At 72.0% G+C, this 20802-nt stretch carries 23 protein-coding genes and 1 pseudogene; 12 read left to right on the top strand and 12 right to left on the bottom strand.

What is annotated here, in order from left to right; translation table 11 throughout:
* Positions 1-64: 64 nt before the first annotated feature.
* The 6 genes from QCZ28_RS05820 to QCZ28_RS05795 all read left to right on the top strand — a co-directional run bounded on the left by QCZ28_RS05820 (position 65) and on the right by QCZ28_RS05795 (position 5799).
* Positions 65-1063 (top strand): sugar ABC transporter permease, encoded by a 999-nt coding sequence (locus QCZ28_RS05820; RefSeq protein ID WP_279515562.1) that lies wholly within the window; start codon positions 65-67, stop codon positions 1061-1063.
* Positions 1060-1893, top strand: coding sequence for a carbohydrate ABC transporter permease (locus QCZ28_RS05815; RefSeq protein ID WP_279515561.1), 834 nt, complete (start codon positions 1060-1062; stop codon positions 1891-1893). Before QCZ28_RS05820 ends, QCZ28_RS05815 begins: the two co-directional genes overlap by 4 nt.
* Positions 1890-3302, top strand: a complete 1413-nt coding sequence (locus tag QCZ28_RS05810) for a GH1 family beta-glucosidase (RefSeq protein WP_279515560.1) — start codon at positions 1890-1892, stop codon at positions 3300-3302. The genes QCZ28_RS05815 and QCZ28_RS05810 overlap by 4 nt, the downstream gene beginning before the upstream one ends.
* A gap of 19 nt (positions 3303-3321) precedes the next feature.
* Positions 3322-4329, top strand: a complete 1008-nt coding sequence (locus tag QCZ28_RS05805; RefSeq protein WP_279515559.1) for a LacI family DNA-binding transcriptional regulator — start codon at positions 3322-3324, stop codon at positions 4327-4329.
* A gap of 158 nt (positions 4330-4487) precedes the next feature.
* A complete protein-coding gene (locus QCZ28_RS05800; protein WP_279515558.1) occupies positions 4488-4901 on the top strand; it encodes a RidA family protein in 414 nt (137 codons plus the stop codon).
* Between the two features lies 1 nt (position 4902).
* Positions 4903-5799, top strand: a complete 897-nt coding sequence (locus QCZ28_RS05795; RefSeq protein ID WP_279515557.1) for a GNAT family N-acetyltransferase — start codon at positions 4903-4905, stop codon at positions 5797-5799.
* A gap of 125 nt (positions 5800-5924) precedes the next feature.
* On the opposite strand, the gene QCZ28_RS05790 is transcribed toward QCZ28_RS05795, so the two are convergent.
* Both QCZ28_RS05790 and QCZ28_RS05785 read right to left on the bottom strand, forming a co-directional pair.
* Positions 5925-6449 (bottom strand): O-acetyl-ADP-ribose deacetylase, encoded by a 525-nt coding sequence (locus QCZ28_RS05790; RefSeq protein ID WP_279515556.1) that lies wholly within the window; start codon positions 6447-6449, stop codon positions 5925-5927.
* A 1-nt stretch (position 6450) separates the two neighbouring features.
* Positions 6451-7281: an EI24 domain-containing protein gene (locus QCZ28_RS05785; protein WP_279515555.1), complete on the bottom strand. Its 831-nt coding sequence runs from the start codon at positions 7279-7281 to the stop codon at positions 6451-6453.
* Positions 7282-7471: 190 nt separating this feature from the next.
* Between QCZ28_RS05785 and QCZ28_RS05780 the strand changes: the two genes are divergently transcribed.
* From QCZ28_RS05780 to QCZ28_RS05760, 5 genes are read left to right on the top strand one after another with little or no spacing between them, the layout of a single operon-like run.
* Entirely contained in the window at positions 7472-8380 is a 909-nt protein-coding gene (locus QCZ28_RS05780) for an ABC transporter ATP-binding protein (RefSeq protein ID WP_279515554.1), read from the top strand.
* Between the two features lie 12 nt (positions 8381-8392).
* Positions 8393-9127, top strand: a complete 735-nt coding sequence (locus QCZ28_RS05775; RefSeq protein WP_279515553.1) for an ABC transporter permease — start codon at positions 8393-8395, stop codon at positions 9125-9127.
* Positions 9128-9138: 11 nt separating this feature from the next.
* Positions 9139-10407: a sensor histidine kinase gene (locus tag QCZ28_RS05770; RefSeq protein ID WP_279515552.1), complete on the top strand. Its 1269-nt coding sequence runs from the start codon at positions 9139-9141 to the stop codon at positions 10405-10407.
* Positions 10404-11045 (top strand): response regulator transcription factor, encoded by a 642-nt coding sequence (locus QCZ28_RS05765; RefSeq protein ID WP_279515551.1) that lies wholly within the window; start codon positions 10404-10406, stop codon positions 11043-11045. Before QCZ28_RS05770 ends, QCZ28_RS05765 begins: the two co-directional genes overlap by 4 nt.
* A 23-nt stretch (positions 11046-11068) precedes the next feature.
* Entirely contained in the window at positions 11069-12037 is a 969-nt protein-coding gene (locus QCZ28_RS05760) for a WYL domain-containing protein (RefSeq protein WP_279515550.1), read from the top strand.
* Here QCZ28_RS05760 and QCZ28_RS05755 read toward each other — a convergent pair.
* The 6 genes and pseudogenes from QCZ28_RS05755 to QCZ28_RS05730 form a co-directional block, all read right to left on the bottom strand.
* Positions 12028-12942: an SDR family oxidoreductase gene (locus QCZ28_RS05755; RefSeq protein ID WP_279515549.1), complete on the bottom strand. Its 915-nt coding sequence runs from the start codon at positions 12940-12942 to the stop codon at positions 12028-12030. The two genes, QCZ28_RS05760 and QCZ28_RS05755, sit on opposite strands and share 10 nt — an antisense overlap.
* A 56-nt stretch (positions 12943-12998) precedes the next feature.
* A complete protein-coding gene (locus tag QCZ28_RS05750) occupies positions 12999-13736 on the bottom strand; it encodes an alanyl-tRNA editing protein (protein ID WP_279515548.1) in 738 nt (245 codons plus the stop codon).
* 11 nt (positions 13737-13747) lie between these two features.
* Positions 13748-14635, bottom strand: coding sequence for an alpha/beta hydrolase (locus QCZ28_RS05745; protein ID WP_279515547.1), 888 nt, complete (start codon positions 14633-14635; stop codon positions 13748-13750).
* Positions 14632-14946 (bottom strand): DUF2516 family protein, encoded by a 315-nt coding sequence (locus QCZ28_RS05740; RefSeq protein ID WP_121653557.1) that lies wholly within the window; start codon positions 14944-14946, stop codon positions 14632-14634. The genes QCZ28_RS05745 and QCZ28_RS05740 overlap by 4 nt, the downstream gene beginning before the upstream one ends.
* A gap of 71 nt (positions 14947-15017) precedes the next feature.
* Positions 15018-15665, bottom strand: a complete 648-nt coding sequence (locus QCZ28_RS05735; RefSeq protein ID WP_279515546.1) for a hypothetical protein — start codon at positions 15663-15665, stop codon at positions 15018-15020.
* A gap of 113 nt (positions 15666-15778) precedes the next feature.
* A pseudogene (locus QCZ28_RS05730) lies at positions 15779-16258 on the bottom strand (helix-turn-helix transcriptional regulator); the annotation flags it as partial.
* 112 nt (positions 16259-16370) lie between these two features.
* Here QCZ28_RS05730 and QCZ28_RS05725 point away from each other — a divergent pair.
* Entirely contained in the window at positions 16371-17168 is a 798-nt protein-coding gene (locus tag QCZ28_RS05725) for an alpha/beta hydrolase (RefSeq protein WP_279515544.1), read from the top strand.
* Between the two features lie 188 nt (positions 17169-17356).
* Here QCZ28_RS05725 and QCZ28_RS05720 read toward each other — a convergent pair whose 3' ends face one another.
* The 4 genes from QCZ28_RS05720 to QCZ28_RS05705 form a co-directional block, all read right to left on the bottom strand.
* Positions 17357-18316 carry an asparaginase gene (locus QCZ28_RS05720; protein WP_279515543.1) on the bottom strand — a complete coding sequence of 320 codons (960 nt, stop codon included), beginning with the start codon at positions 18314-18316 and terminating at the stop codon, positions 17357-17359.
* A gap of 94 nt (positions 18317-18410) precedes the next feature.
* A complete protein-coding gene (locus QCZ28_RS05715; protein WP_279515542.1) occupies positions 18411-19238 on the bottom strand; it encodes a 3-keto-5-aminohexanoate cleavage protein in 828 nt (275 codons plus the stop codon).
* 23 nt (positions 19239-19261) lie between these two features.
* Positions 19262-20374: a folate-binding protein gene (locus QCZ28_RS05710; RefSeq protein WP_279515541.1), complete on the bottom strand. Its 1113-nt coding sequence runs from the start codon at positions 20372-20374 to the stop codon at positions 19262-19264.
* Positions 20371-20799, bottom strand: a complete 429-nt coding sequence (locus tag QCZ28_RS05705; RefSeq protein ID WP_030327761.1) for a Fur family transcriptional regulator — start codon at positions 20797-20799, stop codon at positions 20371-20373. The genes QCZ28_RS05710 and QCZ28_RS05705 overlap by 4 nt, the downstream gene beginning before the upstream one ends.
* Positions 20800-20802 lie beyond the last annotated feature (3 nt).

Here is a 20802-nt window from a genome sequence, read left to right as displayed (position 1 = left end):
CCAGCGGGCGGGCGGGCTCCGGCGCCCGGAGTCCCGCCCGCACGGCGGAAAGGAGTTTCCGGGCATGACAGTCCAGCTCGACGCCCGCCCACCGGTCGCACCGGCGGCCGGCACCCCCCGCCGCTCCTCGGGTCGGCTCAGCCGACTCGACACCCGGTTCTCGCCGTACCTCTACATCGCCCCGTTCTTCCTGATCTTCGCGATCTTCGGGGCCTACCCGCTGGCGTACACCTTCTGGGTCTCGCTGCACGACTGGGACCTGCTCGGTGCCGACCACCCCTTCATCGGGGCGGAGAACTACACCCGGCTGCTGGCCGACCCGGACTTTTGGCACGCGCTGGTCAACACGCTCGGAATCTTCGTCATCTCGACCGTCCCGCAGTTGCTCGCCGCCCTCTGGCTGGCCAACCTGCTCAACCGCGGCCTGCGGGCCCGCACCGGCTGGCGGATGGCGGTGCTCGTCCCCAACGTGACCTCCACGGCCGCGGTGGCGATCGTGTTCGGGGTCCTCTTCGGCCGCGAGTTCGGGATGGTCAACTGGCTGCTCGACCTGGTGGGGCTGGACGCGATCGAGTGGAAGTCCAACCGGTTCGCCTCCTGGGTGGCCATCTCCGCCATGGTCGACTGGCGGTGGACCGGCTACAACGCGCTGATTCTGCTGGCCGCGATGCAGGCCATCCCCCGCGACCTGTACGAGGCCGCGGCGATCGACGGCGCCAGCCGGGTCCGACAGTTCTGGTCGGTCACCGTTCCACTGCTCAAGCCCACGATCATCTTCTGCACCATCATCGCCACCATCGGCGGCCTGCAGCTCTTCACCGAGCCCCGGATGTTCCACTCCGGCACCAACCCGATCCGCGGCGGACCGCTGCGGGAGTCGCAGACCCTGACCATGTACATGTTCGAGAACGCCTTCGCCCCGCACTACAACTTCGGGTACGGCTCGGCGGTGGCCTGGCTGCTCTTCGCGCTCATCGCGATCGTGGCGCTGGTCAACGTGCTGATCCTGCGCCGGCTCGGCGGCCGGTCGGGGCCCGACAGACGAAAGGGAGCGGCGCGATGAGCCGGCTCTGGCGGGCCAGCCCGCTCACCTACCTGGCCCTGGTCGTCGCGGCCGGCCTGTCGATCTTTCCGATCTGGTGGATGCTCGTCGTCGCCAGCCGTTCCAACGACGCGATGGGTCAGCTGCCACCCCCGATCACCCCCGGCGACAACCTGGGCGCGAACATCGCCCGACTGTTCGACAACACCGATGCGTACTTCGCGACCGGCCTGATCAACTCGGTGATCGTCGCCACCACGGTGACCGTCTCCGTGGTGTTCTTCTCCAGCCTGGCCGGGTTCGCCTTCGCCAAGCTGCGGTTCCGGGGCCGCAACGCCCTGCTGCTGGTGATCATCGCAACCATGATGGTGCCGACCCAGCTCGGTTTGATCCCGCTCTACCTGCTGATGAGCAAGCTGCACTGGAACGACCGGCTGCCGGCGGTCATCGTGCCGGTTCTGGTCACCGGGTTCGGGGTGTTCATGATGCGGCAGTACGCCGGCCAGGCCATCAGCGACGAACTGATCGAGGCCGCCCGGATGGACGGCTGCGGCACCGCCCGGATCTGGTGGCACGTGGTGGTTCCCGCGCTGCGTCCGGCCGCCGCCGTGCTCGGCCTGCTCACGTTCATGACCACCTGGAACGACTTCCTGTGGCCGTACGCTGTGCTGAACGATCCGGCGAATCCGACAGTGCAACTGTCCCTACGAGCCCTGTCGGACGGGTACTACCAGGACATGTCGCAGGTGTTCACCGGAACTGCCATCGCGACGCTGCCCCTGCTGTTGGTCTTCGTGTTGTTCGGCCGGCAGATCATCGGCGGGATCATGGAAGGTGCGGTCAAGGCGTGAGCGAGCACAGCGAGCCAACCAACAGGCACGGCGGCGAGATCCGGTTTCCCGAGAACTTCCTCTGGGGGACGGCCACCGCCGCGTACCAGATCGAGGGCGCCGCCCGCGACGACGGCCGCGGTCCGTCCATCTGGGACACCTTCAGCCGTACGCCGGGCAAGGTGTACCAGGGCCACACCGGCGACGTCGCCTGCGACCACTACCACCGGTACGCCGACGATGTGGCGCTGATGGCCGAGCTGGGCCTGCGGGCGTACCGGTTCTCGGTCGCCTGGCCCCGGATCCAGCCCGACGGCACCGGCCCGGCCAACCCCCGGGGGCTGGACTTCTACGACCGGCTCACCGACACGCTGCTCGATCGGGGAATCGACCCGATCGTCACCCTCTACCACTGGGACCTGCCGCAGGCCCTCGAAGACCGGGGTGGCTGGACCAACCGGGACACCGCCGAGCACTTCGCCACCTACGCCACGGCGGTGTACGCCCGCCTCGGCGACCGGATCGACGTGTGGACCACGCTCAACGAGCCGTGGTGCTCGGCCTACCTCGGTTACGGCAACGGCGTGCACGCTCCGGGTGAGCGGAACGCGGCGGCGGCCTTCACCGCCGTACACCATCTGCTGCTCGGGCACGGCCTGGCGGCGCGGGCGTTGCGGTCGGCCGGCGCGCGCAGCGTGGGCATCACCGTCAACCCGGCCGACGTGCGCCCGGCCGACCCGCAGAGCGCTGCCGACGCCGCGGCGGTCCGCCTCGTGGACGGCCTGCACAACCGGATCTTCCTGGACCCGCTGCTGGCTGGCGGTTACCCGGACGACGTCCGCGAGCACGTGGCCCGGATCGTCGAGCCGACGTTCATCCGCGACGGTGACGAGAAGCTGATCGCCGCCCCGATCGACCTGCTCGGCATCAACTACTACGCCCCGGGTTACGTGGCCGGGCGGCCCGACGGGGCCGGCAACGACGCGTACCCGGGCACCGAGGGCGCTGTGCACTTCCTGCCGCCGGCCGGCCCGCTCACCGACATGGGTTGGATGATCGAGCCGGCGGGTCTCACCCGGCTGCTGGAGCGGATCGCCACCGACTACCCCGGGGTGCCGCTGCTGATCACCGAGAACGGTGCGGCGTTCCCCGACAAGCCCGGCACCGACTCGCCCGACGGCCCGGCGCAGGTGATCGACGCCGATCGCATCGCCTACCTCGACGGGCACCTGCGCGCGGCGCACGAGGCGATCTCCCGGGGCGTGGACCTGCGCGGTTATCTCGTATGGTCATTCCTGGACAACTTCGAGTGGGCGGAGGGTTACCGCAAGCGGTTCGGGATCGTGCACGTCGACTACCTGACCCAGCGGCGCACACCGAAGGCCAGCGCCCGGTGGTACCAGGAGGTGATCTCCCGGAACGGGCTGTGACGAGCGGGGGGAAGGCGCGATGACGACGGCGCAGCGGCCGACGCTCGAGGCGGTGGCGGCGCGGGCCGGGGTGTCCCGCGCCACCGTCTCGCGGGTGGTCAACGGCTCCACCACCGTCGCCGAGCCGATCCGCGAGGCGGTCACCCGGGCGGTCGCCGAGTTGGGGTACGTCCCCAACCTGGCCGCCCGCAGCCTGGTCACCCAACGCACCGACTCGGTCGCCCTGGTCATGCCGGAGGCCGCCACCCGGGTCTTCTCCGACGACCAGGTCTTCCCCGGCATCATCAGGGGCGTCAGTCAGGAGCTGGAGGCGGCCGACAAGCAACTGGTGCTGATGCTCGCCGGCTCGCCGGCCGGGCACCAACGGGTCGAGCGGTACACCACCGGCCGGCACGTCGACGGTGTGCTCTTCGCGTCGCTGCACGGTGCCGACCCGTTGCCCGGCACGCTGGCCCGGCTCGGCATCCCGGTGGTGGTCAGCGGCCGACCCCTCGGCGACGTGCCCGTCCCGTACGTCGACGTCGACCACGTGGCCGGGGTGACAGCAGCCGTCCAATACATGATCGACAGCGGTCGCCGACGGATCGCGACCATCGCCGGCCCACAGGACATGGTCGCCGGGATCGAACGGCTCAGCGGCTACCGCAGCACCGTCGCCGACGCCGGGCTGCCCGAGTTGGTCGCCATCGGTGACTTCACCCGGGAGTCCGGTTCGGCGGCGATGCGGCACCTGCTCACCGAGCATCCCGACCTGGACGGCGTCTTCGCCGCCTCCGACCTGATGGCGCACGCCGCCCTGCGGACGCTGCGCGAGGCCGGTCGGCGGGTGCCCGAGGACGTGGCGGTGGTCGGCTTCGACGACATCGAGACCGCCGCGTACACCGAGCCGCCGCTGACCACCGTCCGGCAGCCGATCGTGGAACTCGGCCGCCGGATGACCCGCCAACTGCTCCGGCTGGCCGCCGGGGAGACCATCGAGCCGGCGGTCATGCTCCCCACCGAGCTGATCCGCCGCGCCTCCGCCTGACCCCCGCGCCCGCGCGGCAAGATCCGCGCAACTTCAGGGAAACAGTCCCCTCAGGACGCGCCGAGGCCACTGTTTCCGTGAAGTTGTCGCCTCCGGCGGAGGTGGGGTCGCGACGTTATTGCGTCGCCCGGGTCGGCGATCGTGGTTAGCCTCGCGGCATGCCGGAACCTGTCGCGCTGTTGCGCGTCCCCGCCCTCTCCGACGTCGCCGAGTACGCCTACGCGGCCACCGTCGACGCACCCACCCGACTCGTGTTCACCGCCGGGGCGTGCCCGCTGGACGCCGAGGGGCGCACCGTCGCGCCGGGCGATCACGCGGCGCAGGCCCGGCAGGTGATGACGAACCTGGCGACCGCTCTCGACGCGGCCGGCGCGCGGCTGACCGACGTCGTGAAGACCACCGTCTACGTGGCGTCGTCGCAGCAGAAGGACCTGGTCACCGTCTGGGAGGTGGTGCGGGACTTCTTCGGCGACCACGATCCGCCCAGCACCCTGCTCGGGGTGGCGGTGCTCGGGTACACCGACCAGCTCGTCGAGGTCGAGGCCGTCGCCGCCGTCCGGACGGGGGCCTGACATGCGGATCCGGATGGCGCGGCCCGACGACGCGCCGGGCGTGGTGGCGCTGCGGGCGACGGTCTACCCGTACCTGGTGCGCGGGGTCGAGTCGACCCGCAGGATGATCGCCGAACCGCCGCCCGAGGAGGCCTGGACCGCCTTCGTGGCCGAGGTCGACAACCAGGTGGTGGGCTGGGTGTCCGCCGAACGCATCGGCACGACGTCGATGGCGAACGTCGGCGGCATCAACCTGCTGCACGTACACCCGGAACATCGGCGACGCGGCATCGGCGGCGGGCTGCTGACAGCCGCGACCGACTACCTCCGCCCGCTGGGAATCCGCCGGGTGCGTGCCACCGCACAACCGGAGGCGCTGCCGTTCGCCCGCCGGCACGGCTACGAGCCCAGCCGCGAGGTGCGCTACTCGGCGCTCGATCTGGACCAGGTGCCCGCGCTGCCCGAGCCACCGCCGGGCGTACGGCTGCACCCGATCGCCGACCTCGACCCGCACCTGCTGTACGCGGCGGACGTGGCCTCGGCCGTCGACGAGCCGGGCGACCTGCCGGTCGACAGCAAGAGCTACCAGAGCTGGCAGTACGACGTCTGGGACAACCTCGGCCTGGACAAGACGGCCAGCGTCGCCGCCGAGGTCGACGGTGAGATCGTCGCGTTCAGTCTGGTGAAGCGGGACGGGGACCGGATGTGGTCGGACTACACGGGCAGCATCCCGGCGTACCGGGGGCGCGGGCTGGCCCGACTGGCCAAGACGGCGGCGCTGCACCGGGCTGCCGCCAACGGCGTACGTGCCGCGTACACCTCGAACGACGAGGCGAACGCCCCGATGCTGGCGATCAACGCCCGGCTCGGCTACCGCCCGGTGGCGTCCCAGTGGACCTGCCTGGCGGAGCTGACCTGATCAGCAGGCACCCTGGACCCGTCCCTCAACGGCGATCTGCCCGACGCGACCGGCGGGCTAAAGATGCGGCTCAACTTCGCCGATCATGCGAGGCGGCGCGGATTCAACTATTCAGCACCAGGTGATCAAGGGGAGGTTTGCTTCTTGAGGACCTGGTGCGCGGTGGCGTGGGTGTCCGCCCCGAACAGCACCAGGCGGGCCTCGGCGACGGTGGCGGGGGTGGCCGTGCGCAGCACCGACAGGGCCTGACGGACCGCGTCGTCGACCGGCCAGCCGTAGATGCCGGCGGAGATCAACGGGAAGGCGAGCGTCACGGCGCCCAACTCGTCGGCCACCCGCAGACTGTTGGCGTAGCAGTCCCGCAGCAGCGCCGAGCGGTCCTCGTCGGCCGACCAGACCGGCCCGACGGTGTGGATGACCCAGCGGGCCGGCAGCTCACCGGCCGTCGTCGCCACGGCCTGTCCCGTGGGCAGACCCCGGCCGTACCGGGACGCCCGCAGGGCCCGGCACTCGGCCAGGATCGCCGGGCCGCCACGGCGGTGGATCGCACCGTCGACCCCGCCGCCGCCGAGCAGGGACGAGTTCGCGGCGTTCACGACGGCGTCCACCCGCTGGGCGGTGATGTCCCCCTCGACCAGGACGATCTCCACGTCAGCGCTCCCCCACCGGCCGGTCGGTGGCCGACGCGGCCAGCGGGCCGTCGATCGGCTGGCCGAGCGAACGGCGGGCCAGCAACGCCGCGCCGGCCACCGCCGCCGGCATGACCAGCACGGCACCGAGCGGGATCAGGAAGCAGAGGAACACCGCCACCCCGAACCCGAGGGCGGTGGGACGGTCGGCCTTCAGGATCGCCCGACGCTGCGGCAGCCGCATTCCCCGTCGGTAGAACGGCGCCCCGACAAGCTCCACGGCGAGGAACCAGCCGCCCACCGCTGCCCCGATCACCGGGACAACCGTCTGGCCGACCACCGGGATGAAACCGGCGAGGAAGAGGGGGATGCCGACCAGCGCGGTGAGCGCCACCAGGCGTACCGAGTCGGCGACGCTGCGGCGCAGCGACGACCAGAACGGCACGTCCACCGCGCCCGGTGTGCCGCCGTACCGCTGCTCGACCTGCTCGGAGATCTTCTCGTAGAACGGGTCTCCGATGACCAGGGTGACAGCGGTGAAGGTGAGCACTGCCAGCAGGCCACCGACCCCGAGGAAGGCCAGCCCGGCGATCACTCGGACCAGGCTGCGGGCGGTGCTCGACCAGTCGTCGGCGAACGGTGTGACGAGCGCGGCGAGGTCGTCCACGAAGTACACGAGGGTGGCGAACGCCGCCACGAAGAGCACGCCGGAGATCAGCGCCGGCACGACGCCGAGCAGCATCAGACCGGGGCTACGAACGTAGAGGCCCAGGCCACGCAGGAGCAGGCCGGCCCCGGCGAGGAAACGTCCGGCGACCCCGGTCACCGGGCTGGCGATTCTGCTGACGTCCACGATCGAGCAGCCTAACGAGCGGCCATCGGATCCGCCGGGCGGAGCGCTAGCAACGACGCCCGCGTCGCACATCAACCGGTTGACGGATCGATGTGGTCAACCGGGGTCATCGGTGCTAATCGCCGACCGGTCGATTCGCCGCCGGGCCACCCCGACAACCCTTGAGGAAAAGCGGCGGAGGGACGGCGAGATGCCGGTCATCGAGGTGACCAGACTGCACAAGCGATACGGCGATCTGGTGGCGGTGGACGAGGTGTCGTTCGCAGTGGAGGCGGGTGAGATCTTCGGTGTCCTCGGCCCGAACGGCGCGGGCAAGACCACCACCGTGGAGTGTGTCGCCGGGCTGCGCGTCCCCGACGGGGGCGGGGTGTCGGTCCTCGGGCTCGACCCCCGCCGGGACGCGGCCCAGCTACGCCAGCGGGTCGGTGTGCAACTTCAGGAGAGCCAACTGCCGGACCGGCTCCGGGTGGCGGAGGCTCTGGAGATGTACGCCTCGTTCTACAGCAACCCTGCCGATCCGGCCGCGCTGATCGACAAGCTGGGCCTGGGCGAGAAGCGGAACACCGCGTACAAGAAGCTCTCCGGCGGTCAGAAGCAGCGGCTCTCCATCGCGCTGGCCCTGGTCGGCAACCCGGAGATCGCGATCCTCGACGAGCTGACCACCGGGCTGGACCCGCAGGCTCGCCGGGACACCTGGGGTCTCATCGAACAGGTCCGCGACAGCGGTGTGACGATCGTGCTGGTCACCCACTTCATGGAGGAGGCCGAGCGGCTCTGTGACCGGGTCGTGGTGATCGACCACGGCCGGGTGGTAGCCCAGGACAGCCCGGCGGGCCTGGTGTCGACAGTGTCTCCGCAGCAGCGGATCCGGTTCCGACCCTCGGCGCCTGTCGACGACCGGCTCCTCACCGACCTGCCCGAGGTCTCCGCGGTGCGGCGCACCGGCGGCCAGGTGGTGGTGACCGGCACGGGCGACCTGCTGCACGCGGTCACGTCGGTGCTCGCCCGCCACCAGATCGTCGCCGCCGACCTGCGGCTGGAGCAGTGCACCCTCGACGACGCCTTCGTCGAGCTGACCGGGCACCGGCCCGTCGACTGAGGAGAGGCAACCATGCACGCCTTCCGTCAGATCCTGAGGATCGAGGCGCGGCTCTACCTGCGGGACCTACCGACCCTGCTCACCATCGTGGGGCTGCCCACACTGATCCTGGTGGTGCTCGGGTTCATCCCCTCGCTCCGCGAGCCGGATTCGAACTTCGACGGACAGACCTTCGTCAACTACTTCGCACCATCACTACTGGTGGTCACCCTGGCCATGGTGGGGGTGAACACGATGCCCATGGCGATGGCCACCTACCGCGAACGCGGCGTGCTGCGTCGGCTGGCGACCACTCCGGCGCCCCCGGCCGCTCTGCTCGCCGCCCAACTGGTGGTGGCCCTGGCCGCGATCCTGGCCAGCGCGCTGCTGCTCATCGTCGTCGGCCGGTTGGCGTTCGACGTGCCGCTCCCCCGGCACCCGCTCGGCTTCGCCCTGGCGTTCGTCCTCGGCACCGCGGCGCTGCTGGCCCTCGGCCTGCTGGTCGCCGCCGTGGCCCGGACGACGAAGGCGGCTCAGGCCCTGGCCGTGCCACTGTTTCTGCTCACCATGTTCTTCGGCGGGGTCTACCTGCCCCGGTTCCTGCTACCGGACGCCGTGGCGCGGATCGGCGACTACACGCCGCCCGGGGTGCAGGCGCTCCTCGATGCCTGGACCGGCCCGTCGCCGCAGCCACTGCACCTGGCGATAATGGCGGTGATCGCCGTGGCGGCCGGTGCTGGCGCGGCGAAACTGTTCCGCTGGGAGTGAGCGGGGATTCGATGACCAGCAGCGGTGGGCACGACCGGCTGGCCAGCTGGCGAAAACGTGAGGCGAACGTCTATCGCGTGTTCCCGTACGGCGGGCTGGCCCTGGGCACCCTGCTGGCCCTCGTGGCACCGGCGCCCGCCAGCCCCGGGCCGGTGCCCACCCTCGCCGCCGCCGTGGCTGCAGGCTGCTGGGTCGCCTGGTTCGTCACCCTGCACCCCGACTGGCAGAGCCGGCGCAGGCTGATGGCTGTCTACTACGCCGGGCTGCTCACGTTCGCGGCCGTGCTGGTGGCCGCCAGCCCGTGGTACGGCTTCTTCGCCTGGATCGGTTACATCCACGCCTTCCCGGTGCTGCCCGGGCGTTGGCGGGTCGCCGGCATGGCCACCACCGCCGCCCTCGTCGCCACCTCCCAGGGCGGCGGTCTGGCGGTGGTGACGTCGCACTGGCCACTCTGGCTTGTGCTGGTGCTCTTCAACCTGCTGGTGGCTGGCTCGGTGAGCTGGTTCGCGGCGATGGCGCAGAAGGAGGACGCCAACCGCCGACGGTTGATGGCGGAACTCGGCGAGGCCAATCGTCAACTCACCGAGACGGTCCGGGAGAACGCTGGGCTGCACGCCCAACTGCTCATCCAGGCCAGGGAGGCCGGCGTGCTGGACGAGCGCCAACGGATGGCGCGGGAGATCCACGACACCCTCGCCCAGGGGTTGGCCGGCATCATCACCCAACTGGAGGCGGCCGAGCAGACCCGCGACCGGTCCGCCGACTGGCGCCGGCACGTCGACAACGGGCTCGCGCTGGCCCGGGAGAGCCTCACCGAGGCCCGCCGCTCGGTGCGGGCGGTCCGCCCAGAGCCGCTGGAGACGGCCCGGCTGCCGGACGCGCTCGTCGAGCTGGGCGGGCGCTGGTCGGCCCTGCACGGGGTACGGGCCGAGGTCGCCACCACCGGTACGCCCCGTCCACTGCACCCGGAGATCGAGGTGACCCTGCTTCGGGCTGCCCAGGAGGCGCTGGCCAACGTGGCCCGGCACGCCGCCGCCTCACGGGTCGGGCTGACCCTGTCGTACATGGCCGACGTGGTGACCCTGGACGTGCGCGACGACGGGGCCGGCTTCGAGGTCATCGACCAACCGACGTCCCGGGAGCCGACTGGCGGGTACGGGCTGACCGTCATGCGGCAACGGGTCACCCGGGTCGGCGGCGAGTTGGTGGTCGAGTCCGAGCCGGGCGGCGGCACCGCCATCTCGGCGTCCGTTCCCGCGCTACCCGGAGGTGCCGGGTGACCACCTCGATCCGGCTGCTGATCGTCGACGACCATCCGGTGGTGCGGGACGGGCTTCGGGGAATGTTCACCGGCGACCCCGATTTCGAGGTGGTCGGTGAGGCAACGGACGGCTCGGAGGCGTTGGCACTGGTCGCGACGCTGCGACCGGACGTGGTGCTGATGGACCTGCGGATGCCCGGGATGGACGGGGTGACCGCCATCGGTCGCCTGGCCCGCGCCGGCAGCACCGCCCGGGTGCTGGTGCTCACCACCTACGACACGGACGCCGACGTGCTGCCGGCGATCGAGGCCGGTGCCACCGGCTACCTGCTCAAGGACACGCCCCGCGAAGACCTGGTTCGCGCGGTACGGGCCGCCGCCCGCGGTGATTCGGTGCTCGCGCCGAGCGTCGCCGGCCGGCTGATGGGCCGGCTGCGCGCGCCGGTGGAGGAGCCGCTGAGCCAGCGTGAGCTGGAGGTGCTCACGATGGTGGCGCGCGGTGCCTCCAACCGGGAGGCGGCGACCCGCCTGTTCATCAGCGAGGCCACCGTCAAGACCCACCTGCTGCATGTGTACGCCAAGCTCGGGGTCAACGACCGGGCCGCCGCGGTGGCCACCGCGTACGACAGGGGGTTGCTGACCCCCGGCGGGCGCTGAGCGGGGCCGGGCAGGATGGGCGGGTGCGCGCGTCCCGACTGATCTCGTTGTTGTTGCTGCTGCAGTCGCGCGGGTCGATGACCGCGAGCGAGCTGGCCCGGGAGTTGGAGGTCTCCGAGCGGACCGTCTACCGGGACGTGCTGGCGCTCTCCGCCGCCGGCGTGCCGGTCTACGCCGACCGGGGGCGGGCCGGCGGATACCGCCTGCTCGGTGGGTACCGCACCCGGTTGACCGGTCTGACCAGGGACGAGGCGGAGGCGCTGTTCCTCGCCGGGCTGCCCGGGCCGGCGGGCGAGATGGGGCTCGCCGACGCGATGGCGTCCGCAGAGCTGAAGGTGCTCGCCGCGCTGCCACCCGCGCTGCGCGACGCGCCGGCCCGCGCCGGGCAGCGGTTCCACCTGGACGTGCCGGGCTGGTTCCGGGAGTCCGCGGCGCCGCAGTGGTTGCCCGAGCTGGCCCGGGCGGTCTGGGCGGACCGGGTGGTGGAGCTGCGCTACCGACGCGGCGACCGGGAGGTGGCCCGTCGGGTGCAGCCGTACGGCCTGGTGCTCAAGAGCGGGGTCTGGTATCTGGTCGGCCGGGTCGGCGAGAACGTGCGCACCTACCGGGTGGACCGGGTCACCGGGGTCGAGGTGGGCGACGAGCACTTCGACCGCGACGAGGGCTTCGACCTGGCCGGGCACTGGCGCGAGCAGGCCGGGTCGTTCCTGCGGACCATGCTGCGGGCCGAGGTCGCCGTCCGGCTGAGCCCCGCCGGCCTGCGCCAGCTCCGGCACCTGGTCGATGCCCCCTTCGTGTACGACGAACTGGTCGCCGCCGCCAGCGAACCCGACGGGCAGGGGTGGGTGGTGGCCCGGTTGCCCGTCGAGTCGGTCCCGGTGGCGTACCACCAACTGTCGGGGCTCGGCCCCGAGGTGGAGGTCCTCGGCCCACCCGAGCTGCGGCAGTTGTTCGCGCGGAGCGCCGACCGGCTCGCCGCGCTCTACCGGTAGCCGGTCACGTCCGCTGGTTTGCCCGCATCGACCACCTCGGTGATGTAGCGGAAGCCCTCGGGTTGGCTGCCGTCGAGGTCGGTGAACCCGTACACCTTGGAGAGGCTGCCCGCGTCGACGGACCTGCCGCTCCAGCGGGCCTTGTCCTCGTCGGCGGCGAGCGCGGCCACCGCCCGGCCGACGAAGGCAGGGGTCTCCGAGATGAGGAAGTTCGGGTCGGTGGCGGCACCGTCGCGCCAGTTCTCCTCGGTCACGCCGAAGTGCTCCAGCATCGCCTCGGAGCGGATCCAGCCGGGGGTGAGCGCGACGGCGGTGCAGCCGTACGGTTTCAGCTCGTGCGCCTGGCTGAAGGCGAGCCGGTTGACCGAGACCTTGGCCAGGTCGTAGAAGACCGACAGCCGGTAGTTCTCGTCGTTGTACGCCTTGGTGCCGTCGCCCATCTCCACCACCAGCCCGCCGGGCTTGCGGATCAGCAGCGGGAGGGCGAAGTGGCTGGTGATGATGTGCGTGTCGACGGCCAGTCGCAGAGTGCGGAAGCCGGCGTCGAGCGGCTGCTCCCAGACCGGCTTGTCCCAGGTGACCAGGGGGTCACCGCCCCAGATGTCGTTCACCAGCACGTCGAGTTGGCCGTGCTCGGCGTCGATCCGGGCGACCAGGTCGCGGACCTGCTCGGGCACCAGGTGATCGACCTGAACGGCGATGCCGGTGCCGCCGGCCGCGCTGACCAGCTCGGCGGTCTCCTCGATGGTCTCCGGTCGGTCCATCTCGGAGCGGCCGGCCCGGGTGCTGCGACCGGTGGCGTAGACAGTGGCACCGGCCGCGCCGAGCTGAACGGCGATCTGCCGCCCGGCACCCCGGGTGGCACCGGCGACGAGCGCGATCTTTCCGGTTAGCGGTTGCGTCATGCCTGCGACGGTGTCAGGAATACCTGACAGCCGACGTCCGAATTCGGTTACCCGATCTAATCCACGAGCCGGACGCGGACCCGACGGTTGGCGCGGCCCTTGCTCTCCACCTTGACCACCTGCACCTTGCCGATCTGGGCGGTGGAGGCGACGTGGGTGCCGCCGTCGGCCTGCACGTCCAGCCCGACGATGTCGACGATGCGGACCTCCTGCTCGTCCGGCGGGATGAGGTTGGACTGGGTGCGGATGATGTCCGGCAGGGCCAGCGCCTCGGTGCGCGGCAGCACCCGCGTGGCGACCGAGCGGTCGGCGGCCACCTCGGCGTTGACCAGCTCCTCGATGCGGGCTTTGAAGTCCGGGGGCACCTCGGGCAGGTTGAAGTCCATCCGGGCCTCGCCCGGCTCCATGTTCCCGCCGGTGACCAGCGCGCCGAAGTCGCGGAACACCACACCGCAGAGCACGTGCAGCCCGGAATGGGTGCGCATCAGCCGGGTGCGGCGCTCGTCCTCCACCGCGCCCACGACCTCGGTGCCGACCGGCGGCAACGGGTCACCCTCGGCGGGGATCAGGTACGGGTCGTCGCCCTTGCGGGTGCCGACGATCCGGGTCTGCACGCCCTGCCAGAGCAGCACGCCGTGGTCGGGTGGCTGACCCCCGCCACCCGGGTAGAACGCGGAACGGTCCAGCACGATGCCCTGCTCCGCATCGGCGTGCAGCACCGTGCAGGTCCATTCGCGCAGTGTCGGGTCGGCAAGGTCCAGCCGGTGCGTACGGCCATGCTGTGTGACGCCCATGACAGGGCAGGTTACTCGTTCAGGAAGCCGGAGATGCGCTCGCGCAGGTCGGCGCGTTCCGACCAGAGCACACCGGGCCGGTCGTACACGTGCAGGGTGGCCTGGGGCAGCGCGGCGGCGAGCCGCTCGGCGACCTCGACCGGGTGCAGGTCGTCGCCCGCGCAACCGATCACCAGTGCCGGCGCGGTGACCGCCGTCAGGTCACCGATCCGGCGCAGCGGCGTCTGGTCGGTGAGCGTGGCCAGACCGTCGGCCAGACCGTCACGCAGCAGTTGGTCGAGCCGTTGCCGCAGGTACGCCCAGCCGGCCGGGGTGTTGCGCACCGCCGGGGGCAACTCCAGCGTGACGATGTCGGCGACCGCCGAGGCGTCCCCGCTCTCCACCGCCTCCAGCAGGTCGGTGATGCGTTCCCGGGCGGCCGGCCCGCGTGGCTCGTCGAGCACCGCCGGCAGGAAGAAGACCAGCCTGTCGAAACGTTCCGGGCTCTCCGCGAGGAGCCGGCAGAGGGCACCCGCCCCGAGGCTCGCGCCGAACGCCCGGCTGGCGCGCCCGAGGTCGGCGATCGCCCGCAGATCCCGGGCCAGGTCCAGGTAGTCCCACGGACCGTCCGGGGAATCGGAACGGCCGTGCCCGCGGAACTGGAAGAACACCTTGCGCCCGTTCACCCCACTGCCGAACGGGCGGGTGGTGGCGATGCCCTGACCCAGCCCGTGCGCGAACACGGTGACCGGGTCACCGGTGCCGGTGACCAGCCGCTCCAGTCGTACGCCGTGCGGGGTGGTGACCAGCTCGGTCTCCGGCTCCGGCAGCGCCGGTCGGCCGGTACGCGGCCCACCCGGCCCGGGCCCCCAGGTGCGGGGACCGCTGTCGGGTGGGGGCGGCCAGCGAAAACCTCTCACCAGAACCCTTTGCCGTCGCTCAGGTCGCGCAGACCAACCCGGACGTCGAGCAGGTAGATCAGACCGGCGGCGATGCCGACCAGTCCGAAGAGGCTGATCGGGCCGAAGCCGAGCAGGGTGAGCACGAGGCAGACCGCCAGGATGGCGATCCAGCCGCCCTTGGGCAGCGTGCCGATGGCGGGGAACGCGTCGGAGCGCTGCGTGACGGCGTGCACCAGGGCGACGCCCTGAACGATCAGCGCGAAGACGAGCAGGATCAGCTCGATCACGTCACGGACGGCAAAGGCGAAGATCGGCGCGGCGTTGGCCATGCCGGCCAGTTTATGTCCACGACCCCGGCTACGTCCGACAAGGACGCCGCCGGGGTCGTCGACCCGACGGGTTACTCGGCGGCCGGCCGGGTCCGCTTGGTGGCCCGGGGGAGCTTCGCCGACGGGGTCTCGACCGGCTTGGCCGCCTTCGGCGCACGGGCGACCTTCTTGACCGCGGCCGGCTTGGCCTCGGCGATCTCGGCCACGTCGGCCGGGGTCGGCGTGTCGACAGGGGCCGCGGCCGGGGCGGCCGGGGTGGTGGTGGCGGTGGGCGCGGTGGTGGCCGGCGTCACGGCCTCAGTGGCCTCGATGTCGGCGTTGACAGTGTCGGCGGCCTCCAGCACGCCTGCGCCGACGACCCGCTCGCCCCGGGCGACCAGCGCGCCGTACGCGGCGAACGCGCGCTCCTGGGCGACCTGGGCGCTCGCGACCACCAGGGCGGCGTTGCGGGTCGCGGCGGCGCGCAGCTTGTCGATGTCGGCCACCTCGCGCAGCTTGGCCAGGTCGGCGCTCTCGTTGGCGGTACGCAGCGTCTCGGCGGCCTTCTGCTTCAGCTCGAACCCGGTCAGTACTGCCCGACCACCCAGGTCGGCGACGACCCGGGTGCTGAGCACGCCGACCACGGCCGGGAGCTTGCGGAGCTGCTCGATGGCCAGCTCGCCGGCACCGGCTGCGGCGTAGATCGGGGCGGGGATGCGGTTGGTCTTCGGCTCGCTCATGACGTCTCCTCTTCGGCCGCCTCGGCGGCCTTCTTCTTCTGGGGGATGCTGGTGCTGCCCGGGGCGGGGGCGGTGCCCGCCTCGGTGACGGCGACCGACTCGAGCACGGCCTCGGTCGGGGTGCCGCCCACGGTGGTGGGGCCGGTGGCGGCCACATTGGCCAGATCGGCGGCCTGACTGGCGGGCTGGTCGGCCTGGGCCGCCCCGGCTCCGGCCTGGGCCGCATCGGCTTCGGCCTGGGCCTCGGCCAGCCGGGTGTTCTCCCGGCGGAACGTCTCGTAGATCTGACTGAGCGACTGCTTCTGCGCCATCGTCAGGTCTGCGTCCACGGCGATGGCGGCGAGCACCCCGTGGCCTTCCTTGTCGTCGAGCAGACCGGCGCGCAGGTACATCGCCGGCGTGGAGACCCGCAGCGCGCTCGCCAGTTGCTGGAGCACCTCGGCGCTGGGCTTGCGCAGGCCGCGCTCGATCTGGCTCAGGTACGGGTTGCTGACCCCGGCCTGCTCGGCGAGCTGCCGTAGCGAGATCTTGGCGTTGCGCCGCAGATCGCGGATGAACCCGCCGACGTCGGGAAGGTCCTTGGGTGTGGCCATGACCGCGACGCTAATCGCTGGCGCTAGCTCCTGCAAGCAAAACGCTAACCATAGTTAGCAAGGTCTCACCATCCCGTTTGCGCGCCGCTCCGTCGATCCGTACGGTCCGACCGTGCACAAGATCACAGTCAATGGAGCAAGCATCGCGTACGACGAGGCCGGCACCGGTTCACCCGTCGTCCTGCTGCACGCCGGCATCGCCGACCGGCGGATGTGGCGGGGGCAGGTGTCCGCGCTCGCCGCCCGACACCGGGTGATCGTCCCTGACCTACGCGGCTACGGCGACTCGGAGCTCCCCCCGGCCCCGTTCACGCACCACGACGACGTGGCCGGGCTGCTGGACGCGCTCGACCTGCCCCGGGCCGCCCTGGTCGGCTGCTCGTTCGGCGGAGCGGTCGCCATCGACACCGCGCTGGCCCACCCCGACCGGGTGAGCGCGCTCGCGCTGTTCGACACGGCGGTCTCCGGCAACGAGTGGTCCGACGAGGCGAACGACCTGTGGGACAACCTGGTCGGCGAGGTCGACCCCGACGACTTCGTCGCGGGCGCGGCCGGTGAGGTGCGCTTCTGGGTGGTCGGCCCGGGACGGCAGCCGGAGGACGTCGACAGCGAGCTGGTCGCGTTCGCGCAGGAGATGGACCAGCGGGCCCTCGCCGCCGAGCTGGCGCTCGGCGCGGTCGAGGTGGGCGAGCTGACCCCACCGGCGATCGGCCGTCTCGGCGAGCTGGCGATCCCCGTGCTGGTCACCGCCGGTGCCGCGGACGTGCCGGACATCAGCCGACTCGCCGACCGGATCGCCGCCGAGGTCCCCGGCGCGGTGCGCCTGCCCGACGTGCCGAACGCCGCACACCTGCTGCCGCTGGAGCGTCCGGAGCCGGTCAACGCCGCACTGCTCGACTTCCTGAGCTGACCAACCCCGCCCAGCTGACCAACCCCGCCCGCAGGCCGGGCCGCACGCACACCGGGCCGTTCGGAACCCGACCCGCGAATGAGCGTGATGCCACAGCGGCATCCTGATGCCGCTGTGGCACCACGATGTTCGGGCCACCGCCAGCCGGCACGGTCACCGACGGTGAGCCACGCCGGCCGGAGTTCCGCTCACCAGAGCGGGCGGACCGCCCCGACCGGCACCCCGCCGCCGAAGAGCGGCACCTCTTCGTACTCGGCGAGCACCGGGGCGTCCACGCCGAGTCGGCGCAGCGCGGAGACCAGCACCGGCATCCGCGCCCGGTCGGCACCGTCGTCGATCTTCAACGCGACCGCGCCGACACCCGGCACCGCCACGGCGATCACACCCTCCGCGCCGACCTTCGCCAGCAGCCCCGGAACACCACGCATCAGCCGGGTGTCGTCGGCCTGGGTGCCACCCACGATCTCCGGGTACGCCCGCATCGCGTCGGCCACGGTGCGCGGCACCGAGCCCGGCTCGGCGTCGACCAGCCGCAGGTACGCCCCGGCCAGGCCGGTCAACGACACCGCGAGCACCGGGGCGCCGCAGCCATCGACCCCCACCGCCGCCGCCTGCTCGCCGGTGAACTCCTCGATGGCGGCCCGCAACCGCTGCTGCAACGGGTGCTCCGGCCGCCAGTAGCCGTCCCGCGGCCAACCGGCCGCCTCGCAGGTCAGCAGCATCCCGCTGTGCTTGCCGGAGCAGTTCATCTGCACCCGACTCGGGCCGCCACCGGCGCGCAGCACCGCCTCCCGGGCCGCGGCGCCCACCGGCAGGTCGGGCGGGCAGTGCAGCGCCGACTCGTCCAGCCCCGCGCGCTCCAGCAGCGCACCGACCCGGGCCAGGTGGAACTCCTCGCCCGCGTGACTCGCCGAGACCAGCGCCACGTCGGCCGGGTCGCTCAACGCCAGGCCGGCCCGGAGCATCCCGATCGCCTGCATCGGCTTGCTGGCCGAACGGGGAAAGATCGGCGAGGCCACGTCCCCGGCGGACGCCACCGCGACACCGGCGGCGTCCAGCACCACCACCGAGCCGCGGTGCGCACCCTCCACGAACCCGGACCGGACCACCTCGGCGAGCGGCGCGCCGCCCTCGTACGTCTTCGTCACGCGGTGGACGGTACCGACGGTCCGGGGGTGCCCGGCACCGGGGTGACCAGGACATCCACCGCCCGGGTGACAGGGGCGCGGGACAGAGCCGGCCTTACAGCCCGAGCAGCTCGCGGGCCTCGGTGGTGGTCAGCGGCGGACGCTGGGCGAGCTGGGCGAAACCCACCGCGCGGGCGACCAGCTGCATGTTGGACTCCACCGGGCGGCCCTTCGCGTACGTCACGGTGTCCTCCATACCGACCCGCAGGTGCCCGCCCGCCGACAGCGAGGCCAGCAGGACCGGAAGACTGCTCCGGCCGACACCGGTGGCCGAGAAGGTCGTGCCCTCGGGCAGGTCCCGCAGCATCCGGTGGGCCGCGACCAGGGTTTCCGTGGTGCCCGGCATGCCACCCGGCACACCCATCACAAAGTCGACGTGCACGTGCCCGCCGGCCGGCAGCCCGTACTTGCCGAGCAACCGCTGCAACGCCGACAGGTGGCCGAGGTCGAAGATCTCGTACTCCGGCACGATCCCGCGTTCCTGCATCCGGGTGTGCAGGTCGACGATGAACTCCCAGCGGTTGAGGAAGACGTCGTCGCCGAAGTTGACAGTGCCCATGGTGCAGGAGGCCATGTCCGGACGGGCGTCGAGGACGGCGAGCCGGGCGGCCTCCGGGTCGGTCACCGCACCGCCGGAGGAGAGCTGCACGATCAGGTCGGTGCCCTCCCGCAGCGCCGCCACCGTGTCGGCCAGCCGCACCGGGTCCAGCGTCGGCCGGGCCTCGTCGTCGCGGATGTGGACGTGGATCACGGCGGCGCCGAGCGCCTCGCACTCCTTGGCGGTGAGCAGCAACTCGTCGAGGGTCACCGGCAGCGCCGGCACCTCCGCCTTGGCCGACTCAGCGCCGGTCGGGGCCACCGTGATCAACGTCCCTGTTGTCATGCCGGCGATCCTAGACGGCCCGGTCAGGACGGGTCGATCGCCGCCGCCGTCTCGCCGATCAGCAACGCGGCGTCGTCCGGCACGTTGCGCTTCAGCACCGCCAGGGCGACCTGGCCCAGCTCGTGGTGCAGCACGGCGGTGCCGACGAAGCCGACGGCCCGGCCGTCGAGGGTCACCGGCGTACCGGCCACCGGCGGCTGATCGGTGGTCACCCCGTCCAGATGCAGCAGTACGAGGCGACGCGGCGGCCGACCCAGGTTGTGCACCCGCGCCACCGTCTCCTGCCCCCGGTAACAACCCTTGTCCAGGTGCACCGCCGGGGCGATCAGGTCGACCTCGGCCGGGATGGTCCGATGGTCGGTGTCCACCCCGACCCGCGGCTGCCGGGCGGCCACCCGGATCGCCTCGTACGCCCAGAGCCCCACGGCCGGCACACCGGCGCCGCGCAACTCCGCCACCACCTGGTCCATCGCCGACCGGGGCACCAGCAGGTCCACCCCGAGCGGACCACGTCGGGCCCAGCCGCCGATCGGCAGCGGCTGCACGTCGTACCGGACGCTCGCCCGCTGTGGCACCGCACCGTGCGGGAACTTCGGACCCGGCACCGCGACCACGTCCGGCGCGGCCAGCCCGGTCACGCCCAGCGTGCCGAGCGCCTCCATGGCCGCCGGCCCGACCAGCGACAACAGCGCGCGCTCGGCCGTCGCGTCGCGTGGTTCGACCTTGCTGAAGAACCGCATCTTCTCCAGGTAGGTCAGCAGGCCCTCGGTGGCGCCGGGCTCGGTGTCCAGCCAGGTGGTCTCGCCGTCCTCGGCGACCATGGCGTGCTGCTCGACGTGGCCGTGCGGCGACAGCACCAGCAACTCGGTGCCGTCACCGGCGGACAGGGCGCTCAGGTGCTGCGAGGTGATCGTGTGCAGCCAGCCGGCCCGGTCCTCCCCGGGCACCGCGATGACCCCCCGATGCGACCGGTCGACCAGACCGACAGCGGTGTCGAGGGTGCGCTGCTCGCGCAGCGGGTCACCGTAGTGCGCGGCCACCCCCCGCACGCCGGCCGCGACGTGCGCCGGATCCGGCTGGTCGCGGCTGGCCTCGTCGATGCTCTCGACGGCCACCGCGCCCGCGATGTCGATCATTTGTCGTCCCCGTTCTCGCAGCGTACGCAGACGCCGAAGAGTGACACGTGCCCGATGTCCACCCGGAACCCCCGCTGCGCGGCCAACTGGTCGGCGAGGGGGCGCAGCAGCTCCGGATCGATCTCGTCGATCGCGCCACACTCCCGGCAGACCAGATGGACGTGTTGGTGCTCACCGGCCGCGTGATAGGTCGGCGAGCCGTGCGACAGGTGCGTGTGGGTGACCAGGCCGAGCCGTTCCAGCAGCTCAAGCGTGCGGTAGATGGTGGTGATGTTGACGCCGGCGGCGACCTCCCGCACCGCGGTGTGCACCTGCTCCGGGGTGGCGTGGCCCAGATCGAGCACCGCCTGGAGGACGAGCTGCCGCTGGGCCGTCAGCCGCAGCCCACGGGACCGCAGCATTTCCGCGAGGGAGGATTCGGACACCGT

The organism is Micromonospora sp. DH14 (assembly GCF_029809455.1).
Lineage (GTDB): Bacteria > Actinomycetota > Actinomycetes > Mycobacteriales > Micromonosporaceae > Micromonospora > Micromonospora parva.
This window is presented reverse-complemented; position numbering and strand designations above follow the sequence as displayed.